Consider the following 14,772-nt stretch of genomic DNA (forward strand, 5'->3'; position numbering starts at 1 on the left):
TAGCCGCAAAAGCAAGTGCAGAAAAGACTCCGAGAGTACATCTTTCTTCTGTTCATTTTTCTCTTATTTTTTTACTCCTCCTTGCCCTTATCATTCCTCTCCATATTCTTTTTTATATTTTCCTCCTTTCTTAGCCGCTCTACGAGCGCCAGTCCAGCCCCAGCGCTCATACATATCAGTCCAATCACCAGTTTCCACTTCCAAATCAGTGAAATCACTTCATTCAGACGCTCTTTTTCGTCCTCAACCTGATAAGCACCTTCTACTTCCCAGGTGGCTGATTCTCCATATCCCATCTTCGGAAGCGGCTTCATCTGTCTGCCGTCGAGAACAATTTTCCCATCTCCACAGATCGACTCTGGCACATGAACTGTTAAATAGCCCTCTTTCAGATCTTCTATCACTTTCTTTGGATGTTCCGGCTGACCGTGTCCCGGTCGCCCCGGATTCTCCGGCTTCAAGCAGTCATACATCCGCACAACCGTCACCGTTCCGCCCTCTGAAACCGTAAATGAAACTGGTTCGGCTTTTTCGTAGCCCTCCGGCGCTTCCAGCTCTTCCAGAATATAGCGGCAGCCCTCCTTTAAAATGCCCTGTATGCATTTCTCCTTTTCTTCAGAAATCCATTCCAATATTACCTTTCCAGTCTCATCAGAAATCCTCAGGCGGGCACCTTTTACAAATTCGCTATCTCCTTTCTGCTCCCTCCATTTCCGCTTCTCCACCTGCACTTCCGTCGGCCTGTCATACATCTTCACCTGATCGACTCGACCGTCCAGTGATACCGTAAATGTCACTTTTTCTGCTTTCCAGTACCCATCCGGCGCTATTTTTTCTACCAGCACATAGTTTTTTCCAGCGTTTAACTTTCCTTTTATCACATGGGCGCCCCGATCAGATACCCACGAATCAACCAAGGTTCCGCCTTCCTTCTCCTCCCAGAGTTCCATCCGCGCCCCCGGCAGTTCCTTTTCTCCCGTCACACTGTATTTTGTGATTTCCACGTGCGTCGGCTTATCCTGCATGGAAATCCGCTCGACCGTTCCATCCTCGGAAACAGTAAACGGAATCTCTTCCGCATACGCAAATCCATCCGGCGCTCCCGTCTCGCGCATTATATAACTCTTTCCCGGTGTCAACGTTCCAATTATCTCATGAGGATGATCCGCAGAAATCCATGATTCGATTACATTTCCAGACTGATCCAGAATCTCTATCTGAGCACCCGGAAGCTCCGTTCCGCCCAGATCTGTCTTTGAAAAGACCAGCTTTGTCGGGGAATCTATCATTCCAATTCCATCTATCTGTGCATCGTCCCCCAGAGAAAAAATCATCTGATTCGACTCCACCTCTTCCGTTTTTCCACCGTCCAGTTCCAGCAGTTCAACCAGGCGGTATCTATTCCCACGTTTGAGCACTTCGCGCACCGACCGATCATTCTGATGAAATTCCCAGAGCGCTGTATTTCCCTGCCGAGAGGTTCGTCCCGTGCTTCCTGTACTCTTCCACTCGATCGGCAGTCCATCCGGAGTCTGTGCCGGAACTTGTGCCCGAACCTCATAGTTTGTGCCCCACGGCATTCCTGTCAAAACAACCGATTCGCCACAAGAAAGCGTCAGGCTTCCTCCACTTCGCAGCGTTCCCGATTTAGAACCTGTGTACGAAATCAAGCCTGGAAGCTCTTTTCCCTCCGCATTCTTTAAGTATAACGTATATGTTATATCTACCTGCCTTAACAACGCCGCAGCAGTTCCCGTCACCCGCCCGGCGATAGCAATTGCGCCCGGAGATAGAATTGGATGGAAGGATTCATAGCTTTTGCCCGTTTTTCCCCATATCGTTGCCGTTACCGTCATACCAGAATGATTTTCCTGTCCGTTTTCATTTATATGCTCTCCAACCAGAACAGCCACCCGCAAAATGCCTCCTGATCCGGCTGCCACATTCTCTATATTCCAATACCAGGATTCACCTATTTGTTCCGCTCCGCCCATCGAAGCCGCTGTCATTAGTTCACACCCAGCTGGAATTTCCAGTCCAATCTTCATATTTTCTTTTTTATCTGACTGGTTCCGATATGTAATTTCATATACAATTACACTTCCCGGCAGCACCGCTGCTCCGTCTTTTCCAATCGTGGAAACGGCGCGGATGCCACAAGGGTCGCTGTATTCCGGATTTCGTATTTCATGGATATATCCCAGGCCATCTCTGTTTTCCGGGATCCAGCTTTCCACTTCCCTGCCATCTGTCTCTTTCTGATGATATTCTTCCAGACGATACCTCGTTCCTTTTAATGTTCGAAGCGTCAGCGGATAATGTCCGTTCTCATCCCAATTCAGACGGAATGTATTTTTTCCTATCGTCCGGCGGCTGCCGTCACTGAACTCAATGATCTCCCGCAGTTCGAAACGATGTCCTTCCGCCACCCCCTCTTTTTCACATTTTTCTCGTTCCAGATAAGGCACAGAAGCTTCCATCAGTGAAGAAAGTACAAATTCTTCCCCACTGTCCAAATCCCACAGAGTTCTCACCAGACGAAGCGCTTTTCTTCCCTGCACCTGCAGAGACGTTATGCTGTCAAATAAACCGTCTGCTGTCTCTGTCTCCAGCGCATTTACACCATCTCTGGCTGCGTTAATCCCCCTGCCTGTATCTGACACCGTGAAAATCATCGGTTTCTGCACAGTGTATCCATCCGGCGCTTCCAGTTCTTTCAGAAGATACGTGTGCCCGGCAATCAGCTTTCCTTCTATCACGTGTGTTTTCCCATCGCAGATCCAGGTTTCCAATGCCTCACCCGCTTCAGTGTACACACCATCCAAAAATCCCGCTTCATACACTGCCAGCTTTGCTCCTGACACAAAGAGACCCGTATCGAAATCCAGCTTGGAAATTTTGATTTTCGTTGTTTCATTCGGCACCGTCAGATTATACGTTAGCACCTCGCATTCCTTCTGATCTTCCATCAGCACCTCGTACACGCGCGGAATAAGTTGATATCCATCCGGCGGCATCGTCTCACGGACTTCGTAATGGTACGGAATCCAGCTTCCATTCCCCCCTATCGTTCCGATTGGCAGCAATGGGCTTTCCGCCTGACCGCTCTCGTCTGTCTCCATCTGAACCTTTTCTCCCGTCTCTCTGTTTTTCACTTCAAACACCGCACCTGCCAGTTTTTCCTCTGGCTTTCTCTCATCCACCTTTTCAACCCGAACCCGTCCCTGTTTCAACGTATTAACTGCTTCGATTGTCTCCCCCGAAGCAGCCGCCACCGTAAATTTCTTAGGTTCCATGAGGCGATAACCTGCCGGTGCCGAAAGTTCCACCAGATAATACACTCCATAGGCAATCGGAGAAATCCGATGCGGCTTCCAGTCCCCTGCCTTCCAGCCTGCCGGAATCTCCTGTTTTTCTGCTTCTTCCTCTGTAAATTTTCCATCCGATCCAGAAATCCAGCGTTCCACTAAATATTCTTTTTCCTGCATCAGGCTTCCATCCTGTGCCGCCCGGAAAACAGCAAGTTCTGCGCCTGCCAGATAAATTGCCTCTTCGGATGCCTCTCCTGAGCTTCCCAGCTTGGAAATATAGACAGACTTTGCCCTATTTTCCAGCCCGTAAAGCTGAATTTCAGCAGTTTCTTCGACAATCACCGGCTTCGGTGCTGCTTTCTGATAGCCGCTTGGTGTTTTCGTCTCCACCAGAACGTAATAGCCTTTCTTTCTGTTCGAAGCCAAATCATTTTTCGTCGGATTCAGCGGTAAATAATCAATCCGGTGAATCCCATCGGAGGTATCATAACTGACCAGAGTCCCCTCCGTCTGGTAATTCCAGCGGAAATCATAGCTGCAGCCTGCTTTTCCATCCGGCTGCAGATTTTTCGTTACCTGAACAAGCACCTGCGAACCATTTCCCAGATTCCAGAGCTGACGCACTGATTCGCCCTGTTCTGTCGCCGTTTCTTCCTGTTTTTCAGCGGTATATCCACACCATGCAACCGTGTTAAACCTTGTGTGATATTCTGCATACAGCTCCTGATAGCGGGTTGCAAAGCTGTCGCTTCCTTGGCTGTAGGCTTTCGCATCTTCGGTCTTCCAGCTCGTCACCCGTTTTTCCCGGTCATAGCGCGGTGTTCCATCCGCTTCCATGACAATTCCATTTTCATCTGTCACTGCCTCATACAGGGTCAGCTCCGCCGCATATGCATTCGGCAGACATTCTTTTTTTCCATCCTTCTTCTCATATTTGAAAAAGGCGGTTTTTATATGATCTTCCTGCATCGTGATGAGCTGCAGCTTAGAAGTTTCCTGGATTTCCACCTCCATTTGATTTGTCAGATATCCCGGAGGCGTCTCTATCTCCTCGAGAATATAATCGCCTGCCGGAATCCCCTCCCATGCCATTGGCGTCTTTCCGACGGTCCATTTGGCAGTCACTGTCTTTTTCTGGTTTCTCTCATCTAGTACCGTCCAGTTCGCCGGAAGTTCCCCTTTCTTTTCCAGATAATACCCGGACGGATGTGTTTCCAAATCATCACTCGCAACTCTTTTTGCTGGATAGAGCGCTAACACGGCTCCTTCCACACTTGAAAACGTATAACCTCCTTTTCCTTCCTCCCAGGTCTTAGAATCCGATTCGTTCAAAATGTGATCATAGTCCCGGACTGGCTGCTGATATTGTTCTGGCGCGTCGATCTTTTCGATCTGCACCGTGATCGGGCGGTTAGTAAGGCGCAGCTCCTGTACCTCACAGGTTTCCTCTACCGTAAGCCCTGTCGGCATCCGTTTCGCATAGCCGGATGGGGCGCGTGTCTCCTCTAAAATATACGTTCCCGCCGGGACGCGTTTTAAAACATCCACCTGCCCATCTCTGATCCGTGTATGGAACGGATCGTTTGGCGTTTCATCCCCGGTTATCCAGCTGTTTTCCATCAGATACGCCTCACCCTGACGGTGGTACAGCGGTCGATCATCTTCCCGTTTTTCCGGATCATTTCCAATATCATAGAGTGCTGCCTTCAACTGCAGATCCCATGCATTGGCATTGTAAGCTCTGAGAAGATCGCTGTATCGGTAACGCACATAATCGCCATCCCGATCATAAACGGGATATCCTTTAATATAGGTCTGAGCGGAACGCTGGTAATAAACCGGCAGCCCATTTTCATTCAAAACCGGATTGACATGGGGCTGCAGCAGACCTCCGTCATATGTTCCAATCGTGTACTCCTGTTCCGTATCAGCATACATCGTTGCCACACGACCGGTCTTTATCTTATCCCTGGCAATCACATTTCCATAGTGATCCTTAGATACCTGGATCGCCCACACCAATGTTTTGCCGGTTTTTTCCTCCGTCACATATGCCATTCCCGTGTACGGTTCTACCTCGCTGTCCCGGCTTCCGTCTGATGCCAGATGATAGAATTTTGTCCCAGACGGAACGTATTCAAACCGCCTTTCTTTCCGACTGTACGCCAGTTTTTCATAGCTGGGGCTTACAATTTCCAGAAATGGAACACCGTCTTTCATCGCATAGATCGGTTCGCCGTCTTTTGGACGCACCAGTTCGCCCTTTTCGTTATAGGCATACCGCACGCCCCGGAGTGTCGTAAATACCTCCAGAGCCCCGAGATCGTAATATAAAATGTCTGTATCTTCGCGTTCAACCCACTTGAGAATCCATCTGCCTTTCCCCTGGTCGTTGAACCGGTCATCCTGCGTATATCGTGTATAATTGTTATTTTCTCCTTTGTTATCTTCCCCCTCTTGTTCTTTATCCTTCACATACAGAAGCCGGTTTCCCGCATAACCTTTCTGCACATACATCCGGATCACATTTCCAAACGAATCGCGCACCACATTGACACCGGCATACGCCCGATCCTCACTGTCCCCGTTCTTCTTTACCTCGATCGCATCATACAGGCACATCGATGCACCTGGAAGATAGCGGTTGAGTGCGTGCGCCGTATCTGGAACCCGATGCCAGATCGCCTTTCCAGTAAAAACCTGATCCTCATAAATCAGGTCAATCCACTCCCCGGCTTCCTGTTTTGCCCTCAGACTATCCAGCCAGCCCTTTGACCACCCATATCCAAGGAACGTTCCCGACGCATTGTACGCCAGTTCCAGATTTTCAAGACCATAACGGTTCGAAAGCTCGGTCAAAGTTCCCTCTCGCCGATCGCTCAACTCAAACAAAATCTCCTTTTCCTCCTGTTTTACTTTCGCGATTTCCAGCCGGATCGGCGTATTTCCTACATAAATCCGCGCCACATCCCCCCGGTCCTGCGGCTTATTGCCATTTGGCTTCGTTCCATCCGGATTCTGGACTGCTTCTCCGTTGCTGCTTATCCGGGTTACCATTTCTCTATACACGGCAGCTGCCACCCGCTGACCGCGCTCTCCGTCCCGATAATACGTCACTTCATCCGAATACACTTCCACCGCTATCGGTTTCGTTCTCACGTATCCTTCCGGTACAGATAATTCACACAACACATAGGCTCCTGCTCCCAGCGGCTGCGGCGTGATCAGATATCCTGTATTCTGGTTGGACGGCAGAGTTTCCCCCAAACCACCAAAATCCTGCAGCGTCGAATAAACCCGGAATGTGCCCGTCCGCGTCCCAAAGGCATCCTGCATCACCACCTGATCGGTTTCACTGCAAATCGGAGTTCCTGCCGGGATTATGCCTGTATATTTTCCTGTATAAGGTGCTTTCCAGGGGTATTTTGACGGAATTAGCGTTTTCAAATCAACCGGCGCGATTTTCTTTGCCCCCATTGCCTCCAAAAATTCCCGGCTGGCTGTCACCTGTGTATCTTTTTCATAAAACTGCACCTCCCCCTCGCTGTACTTCGACGTGTCCCGGCTGGCGGCATAAATAGCGAACACCGCATCATCATGCAGAATATTCTCTCCCGTCTCCGAATCTAGTTTTTCAATCCGAAGCTTTGCAGCATAAAACGTATTCCGGTATTTTCCATCCGCGTAGCCGGTAAATCCCAACGCATCATAGGCAGACTCCGCCGCCGGTTCTGTCACACTGTAAGGCACCAATCCCTGAAAATACCGCCCGTCAAACCCGGTCAGCGCCCCGGTGATTGTCCTGACATGATCTTTCAGATAAAATCCCGCCGGATTGTTATCATCCGTCTTCTCTCCATACGGATATTCCACTGAATCTGCCCACCCTGCCTGCTCTGAGACCGAACCATAGCGGTAATAGCTTTCTACCTTCTCGTTGCTCCGGTACCGGCTGTTTGCATTTTCAGACCGATAAATGTCCTTGTACGGCGCCATTTCCCTCTGAGCGGGCGAAAATCCGCTGTAGTCATAGCTTCCGCCTGGATAGGAGATCGTTCCCTGCCGTTTATCCGCATCCAGACCATACTTATAAATCTCATAATTTCCATCCTGTCCATGTGCGCGGATCACATATTTCCTCAAATCCGCCTGATTCGTATCTCCCCACTCTTCATTCATCCGGATCTGATAGTTCGCCGCCAGCGTTTCCGGCGATGCCGAGGCGTCATATTGATAATCCGCTAACTTTTTTTCCGGAGATACGAGGTTTCCACCTGCCTCATAAACCGACGGGACTTCTATTTCTTTCGGCTGGTCGATCCGATAATGCTGGTTTTTGAAATCTTCCAGTGCTCCCGAATACGGCTGCTGCTCGACTGCCACATAGGTTCCGTAAGGAAGGTATTTCGAAACGCCATAATAATAACCTTCCTCGGATTTTTTTAATTTTTCTGCTGACAACGTTGTTTTGTCCCGATCGGAACCTCCATTTTCCGCGCTGTCCCACTCAATCGCGTATAAATCGTCCAAATCATAGGAGAAAAACGGCTTCAAATATTCCTCTGCTTTTAAAATTGCCTGATGTAATGCTTCATCATAGATATAATCCGGGTAGCCTTCCTGTCCGCCCGATGCTTGAATGTTCTGCTTCTTTACCTCATCCTTCAAATACCAGTCCATCGCAAACTGACGGACAGCATCCGACCGTTTTGCATTTTCTATGGCTGCTTCTGACGTACGGCTCTGGTTCTGTATCGCCGCATTGTTATGATGCACCGGATCTTTTATTTCTCCGCCACCGGTTCCAAAAATGCCCGTACGGATCCACGCAAACGGCTTAAAGGATGTATCTGCTGCATCTGCCCGCTGCCATTTATCCCGGTTCGCCACCGCCATCGCATCGAAAAATTTCTCATACTGATAGCCGGAAACTTCCCGTACCGCTCCCGCTCCATCTTCCTTGGTCCGCATGACCGTCTCAAGAAGTCTTGTATATCCCTGATTGACCTCTTTCGAATCCGCGATCTGCCCGTCTTTTCCATATTCGTACAGACGTTCCTTTGCCGTCACTGCGCTGTCCCAGACATTGTTATTGACGGAACCAGCCGTCTGGGAATCTTTTTTATGAGTTACCTGCGTGAAAATTTTCTGAACCGGAGCAAAGGATTCTCTAAGCAGTGGAAAATTCTTTTTTACCTCCGGCAACGAGACGACTTCCCCATCCCGGTTCATCCACACGATTTCGCCATCCGTATTTCGGTACAGACGTTCCAGATTGGATTTCAAATAGAGTTTAAAGCGGAAATTTGGCAGTGCTGAAGCGACATTTTCGTTTCCTCCCTCTTTTTCCGTAAACAGATCGGTGTGCCCACTTTCCGCATAAGTGTTATGTGCATAGGTGCCCTCCGATGTCGTCGCTATATTTTTGACGATTTTTATCTTCTGGCGGATCACTCGCTCCAGTACACCCAGCGGTTCTTTCCTTGTCCCGGCATCCTGATAGGTGGTCTCCTGCCCTGGGTACGCCAGTGCCACCGGGACCACATAGGAATCATCCCCTGTCAAGCCAGGACCTCCAGAATCGACATATGCCTTTGCCCGCGCCTGTTTTATCCACGTGTAATAGCTGGAACTGTTCATCTGGTGGCCGGCAAAGAAACCATTTCCAAGCATTGCGGCTTCTTCCTCGTTCAGTGTAACCTTCTTCTCTTTCAATACCGCCTTAAATCCCAGCTCTTCCAGCACGCCTGCATTTGTTTTTTTCACGCCAAAACTGTCGGTAAAATTCGCGTTGACCCGCAGTATGTATCTCCCATCTGCATTCCGGGCTGCTGCCTGATGAACCCATTTTGTCTCCGTTACCTCCCGCTGCTGTGTTTCTGTCTTTTCCCGGTAAACAACTACCTGGATCGGCTGCCCATCCGCATCATACGGAATTTCCCCGGTTTTGTAATAGACATTTACCTCATTTTCCTTCGGAACAATCGTACCATCTCCCTCAATCACAGCATCTGTCTGCAAAAGTGCCGACGCCATCACCTGATTTCCAGCGGTAGTTTCCCTATAATCAGTATACGTTCCAAATGCGTCCCGACCTCGATTATTTGAATATGGTATATACACATAACGCGGACACATTTCCATATTCTCCGGCAGCCACTCTGCCCGGTGAAAAATCAAGCTGTCTTTCTCCGGATCACTTCCCAGTACCATAAAATTTTCCGGTATTCCTAAAATTCCTGCATATACCGTAAATTCAAACGAATCCGAATACTCTTGCACCGCGTCCAGACCGCCATAGCTGATATATGGATGGGTATGATAAAAATCCAGAATGGAAGTGATCACGTCTCCCACTGTTATTGAGATTCCATCTTTTGTTTTCGGCACCGCAATCGTCTGGACTGGCGAACCATACACCGTTTTTTCTGCCTTTTCTCCCGGTGTCACACCGCTGACGCCGTACACGTCCCGCTCTCCTTCCCGGACGCCCCGGTCAAATACGCCGGTATAGATACTGGAATATGCATTTTCTCCTGCTCCCGGTGTCCTCGGTGTTATTTTCGCATGTCTGCGGAGTACCCGCTCGGCTTTCCCTTTCAGATAACAAAAGTCATCCACATCAAATATCTTTGCCAGCTTGTCCGCATTTTCTTCCTCGGTCATTCCCGTTTCTGCCTGCAAAAGAACTGATTCCACTGTCTCCGGCACAAGTTCCTGCACCCGGACCTGGCGCATCCACCCCGCCGCATACTCAATCGGAACTTTTTTATTCATCGGCGTGCCATCCGCATTGTACTTTGGATACTGATAGTCGTTCTCTGCCACTGCCAGTTCCCCGGTATAAACTTTTTCATACTCACCTGTCCCAGCTTCCACCGAAACCGTTCCTTTTCCCTCGTCTTTTCGATAAAAGCTCACGCCCTCCGGCAGCCCTGACACCACAATCTCATAAACTCCCTCTTTCGTGTCCTTTGACTCTGCCGAAAAGAAAATTTCATTCGTGTCAGCTCCGCCATCGCCTGCCTGCTCTTCCCCATACATCTGCATGGAAATATGGGCATATCCTTCTCCCGGTTCCAGGACCGCCGCCTCCAGATCCTGTCCCAGGTTTGTAACTGCGTGAAGTTTATTTCCAACCGAAAGTTCAAAGCCCTCGGATCGGCTTAATTCCTTGACATAATATTCCCCCATCAGAAGTGGGCGTCCAATCCAGGCATTCCCATTCTTTGACGTATTGTTATAATAAATCCGCTCCCAGGCTTTATCTGCCGTATAGTCATCGATCGCCGCATCTTGTGTATACAGATTTCCCGGCGCTTTCTTTCGCCATCCATCCGCTGCATCCGCAATCGACCCTTTCGAATAATCATAGGTTCGCCCCGGCGCCTCTGTACATGCCAGAAACGAGGCATCTCCATTTTTGTCTGTCGTCGCCACCGCCACCAGATGATTGGCCCGGTAAACTACCCCTGTTTTCCCATCCGGATGCAACAGATCTTCTGCTGCAAACAAGCCATACACTGCGCCTTCCAGCGTTGCATCCCCCTGTGAGTCCCCAAGCGCATTGTAAGACTCATTTTCGCCCTTTTTCAGATCCAGATCCTTTTTATTGATATGTACCTCGCCCTCTGTCCGGTGATCGTAGATCCTCCAGGCATCTTTCTCGCCGTCTGCCCCATTGCAATGGCTGAAATTGCCAGCACTTCCCGGCTCTATCGCTGAACCCACACTCGCGGAAACAAGCGCCGATTCATAGGCTGGGAAAAATAGAGACTCTGCTGCCGCACCCGCCAGTGTTTCCGTTCTTTGTGACAACTGAGGATTTTGATATAACAAAGAAGGTGAATGCCAGCTTGTATAAAAACCTGCCTCGGTTGTCAATAAATCTGAGCCGGTTGCTATATATCGCCGAATACTTTCACGTTCCGCTTTTTCTGCTTCTTCTAAATCATCATCCGCTTCATCAATAAACACAAAACCTTTCTGGACGCGATTTACCAGATGGTCCGAAATAGATACTTTCAGCTCCGAGGCAGTTGCGTCCTTCTTCTCCTGTGTCAATTTTCTGCCTTTTTCATTTATGTCCTGTTCGTTTTCACTTGTCTTACTCCTATTTCTCCCCGCTTTGCTTCCTGTATCTTGCGGTTTTTCTCCTATCTCCGCCTCCGACGGTGTCGCTTTCCCCAGAAGGGCTGCATCCAATGCCGTAAACAAAACGATCCGCTGCGGCAAAGCACGCATTTTTAACGGCCCTGGAAATACAGGACTCTCCCCCAGAAAAGCCGCTAAATCTTCCCGGATTGTCCAGCCAGACGCACTTCGACGCTCCCAGCCATTTTTTCCAGAAATTCCTGTCTTCCCCGCACTTTCTCCATTCTGATTTTCGGAAGCCTCTCCGATGCCCTGACTCTTTCTCACACTCTTCGTTCCCAGCACCACATCACGCGAATATCCGCCTCCAAAGGCTGCATTTGCCCCATGCTCAGATGCATCGGTTGTGATAATCTCAATCGGCAGGTCATCTGCATGTCCATCATGCAGAATATATCCATCCCGCGCTTTAAATTCTTTCCAAGTATAACTGTACTTCATGGAAATGAACTTCTCATACGTCTGCCCACAGTCCTCCTGGCAGCCAGACTTTGCATACGAAGTTTCCCCGTCTGCCCCTGTCGTCGGTCCCGCATCGGGTGTTTCTCCCTCGGAGCCGCCGTCTGACGCGATACCTTCTATCTCCCCTGCATCGACCTCCTCCATTATCCAGTGGAAATGGACGCCCTCAAAGTCTCCGCCCGCCTTTCCTTCACATTCCTCTTCACACAAAAGCCAGCTATTTGCCAGGCGGATATTTTCTGCCTGCGCCGCCTCAATCTCATCCTCATTGATGACTTCTCCCTCTTCGTCCTCCTCTTCCTCTGGAACAGGTACAAAGGCCGGTGCCGGATGACCGTCACAGAACGTCTTATCATAGTGATAACCGTGTTCCACTGTCTGGGAGGCGTAGCCATCGCCATCTGTTACCACCGAACCCGCTTGTCTGAAACCATCCCAGAGAACCGGCTCATCCTGATAATGACTGGCATATGGTTCTCCGCCCTCATACAATTCGGCAGCTCCGTCCCGCTCAGTATTTACCCTGTTTTTATCGTCAAAGCGCTCAAAGAAGCCAAACCGCGCCCCTTTCAGCGCTTTCCCTGTCTCATGATCGTATTTATACATCTGCAGATTATAGGTGGAAGTAAAATCCTCTTCATGCCTAAATACCTCAAACTGAATGCCTCCCTGCTCCGGTACCGGGGTTGGATCGCCCGCCAATGCAGCAAAATAATTGACCGGAACCATTCCGAGCTCCATCCATGCCATCCGCTGATGAATCCACGGATCACTTTTGGCAGGCGTTCCGCCTCCGTGTGTCCCCGAACAGGTCACACACTCCCAGATTTGAAGCGACTGGTCAATCGCCTCCTCCGCCGAAGCATATCCCCCGCCGCCCGAAGCGTATGGGGTTCCTTCCACCCGGAAACGAATCAGGGCTTTCGACGGTTTTGGATTTGGATTTTTAAATACAATCTGCGAGTCGGTTTTTGTATACGTCCATCCATCGGTCGGAACCGGACTGAATGAAACACCGTTATTGTTTGAAAATTCAAGCGGTACAGAACGGATAAAATCCCAATCCGAGCCATCCGGCGCAAACGACAGCGTCAGAGTCGCCGCATCTACCTGTTTTGCCGTTCCCAGCGAGGTGCTGGAAGCTATCACATTTGGAATCTTTCCGCCGCCGACACCGGTATTTTCCTTTCCGCTGCCTCCGCCAGACAGCATTCCTCCCATTTGCATGTACGCCTCACTATTTGACGCAGCTGCCTCCAGCCACGGATATTTTGCCCGCACAGCTGGAACATAGAGGATTGTTTTCAGATCTTCCTCGGACACCATCTTGATAATTTCCGGTTTTCCCTGCGCTTTTGCTGCCACATTGATCGCCCGGATAAATGTATTTGCCTTTTCATCCCCCAGCGCTGCTCTGAGCGAGAGCATCGCCCAAAATACATATTTCTGTTCCTGACTGCTCAGCGGAACGGATGCCTGGGAGGGACGGTGTGCTTCATAGAGATCCCCTTTTTCTGCAATTCCCCAGATCGCATAACCGCCCTTATCGATACAATAAAGCTTGTGTCCCAGCAGCGTATCGCCATGGGCTGTCGTCAGTGTTGTCTGCTGACCGCTCGCAGGTGCCGCTTTCGCCGGAAAAACCGGGAATCCTGGCAAAAAAGCCATTCCTCCCAATATAATTGCCAGTACAAACGCCATCCCCCGTTTCACATTCTCTCTGTACCGATACTCCCCCATAAACTTCCTCCTCATTTTTACTGCCCGCGCCCCTTAACACCGGCAGTCCCTCGTTTTCTTTATTTTTCAGTTCCCCAAACTGATTTCAGTAGCGAGATAATCCCCGTTTCATACTCCTGTCTTGGTATTTCCTGTCGTCCCCACTTTTCTTCTATCTGCCCCATCGGTGCCTGTATTTTCTCCCAGGCAGCCTCGGAAATCGTCCCCTCTCCCCGCATACTCAAGGTCAGCGCCAGCACATTGGCAAGACTGTCTGGATCCGCTTCATAGTCCTTTCTTCTCTGCTCCCGCTCCTTATTTTCATAGCGGTAAAACTCCGTCTCAAAGTCAACCGGGTACGTTTTCGCATTTGAAAATAGCGGCAGACTGGAGGTCGGATCCGTCGCATACCACTGTGTGCCGATCCGCACCAGGCACGCATCATGGAGATATTCCGGCGTGTAGGTCACACACTCCAGCCCTACGATCCGGCATAGGAACTGAAATTCTTCCGCGAAATCCCGGCAGACGCCAACGCCTCCTTCCAAAACCGGGAAATCCTTTGCTTCTTCCGGTGAACCGTAATGATTCTGGTTAAAGCCTCCCTCTCCGTTTGCAATCCGGTTATGCACATACAGAAGACGCGTTTTTTCATCCGAATGAAGCCAGTCAAAGCTATTGACAAATTTCTGCAGTTCCTCGAGCGAAGCCCAGCTATAATTTGCTTTCGGTTCCCCTTTCGTATTCCACCCTGGATTTGCTTCCCCCGGATAACGGACTGCCTCTTTCAGGTAATATTCCGGATCGGTGATCTCTGGGTGCTGCTCTGAAAAAATACTTCCATTTCCATAAAAACTCATCTCTCCATTCTGCCACTCCCATATCAGGCTTTCTGTGTCCTTCCATTCACCGCCATGCGTCCCCTGATTGCCCGCATAAGCGCTGAAACCTCCGGCTGCGATCATGGCTGCTGCCAGTACGGCTGTACATCCCGATTTATTGGTTGTTTTCTTATCCTGTTTCATTTTTTATACCCCCATTTTTCATTCTTTTTGTCTCATTCCACTTCATTTTTATGGAAAAAATCCCTCCTTTTTCCTGTTTACCTCTGTTTTCTTCTTTCCTC

General features: G+C 49.7%; 2 protein-coding genes. Both read right to left on the reverse strand.

Annotated features, from left to right (window positions below; genetic code table 11):
• Positions 1–71: 71 nt before the first annotated feature.
• Complete coding sequence (locus tag DW739_RS07620) at positions 72–13,667, reverse strand: prealbumin-like fold domain-containing protein (RefSeq protein WP_118742870.1); 13,596 nt, start codon at positions 13,665–13,667, stop codon at positions 72–74.
• Between the two features lie 59 nt (positions 13,668–13,726).
• Positions 13,727–14,671, reverse strand: coding sequence for a hypothetical protein (locus tag DW739_RS07625; protein ID WP_118742871.1), 945 nt, complete (start codon positions 14,669–14,671; stop codon positions 13,727–13,729).
• Positions 14,672–14,772 lie beyond the last annotated feature (101 nt).

The sequence above is a fragment of the Clostridium sp. AM28-20LB genome, assembly GCF_003480665.1.
GTDB lineage: Bacteria > Bacillota > Clostridia > Lachnospirales > Lachnospiraceae > Otoolea > Otoolea fessa.

What these genes read in the sequence shown, in the direction of transcription:
- DW739_RS07625 (WP_118742871.1), bottom strand. Translation starts at nt 14,671, where the DNA reads ATGAAACAGGATAAGAAAACAACCAATAAATCGGGATGTACAGCCGTA.
- DW739_RS07620 (WP_118742870.1), bottom strand. Translation starts at nt 13,667, where the DNA reads ATGGGGGAGTATCGGTACAGAGAGAATGTGAAACGGGGGATGGCGTTT.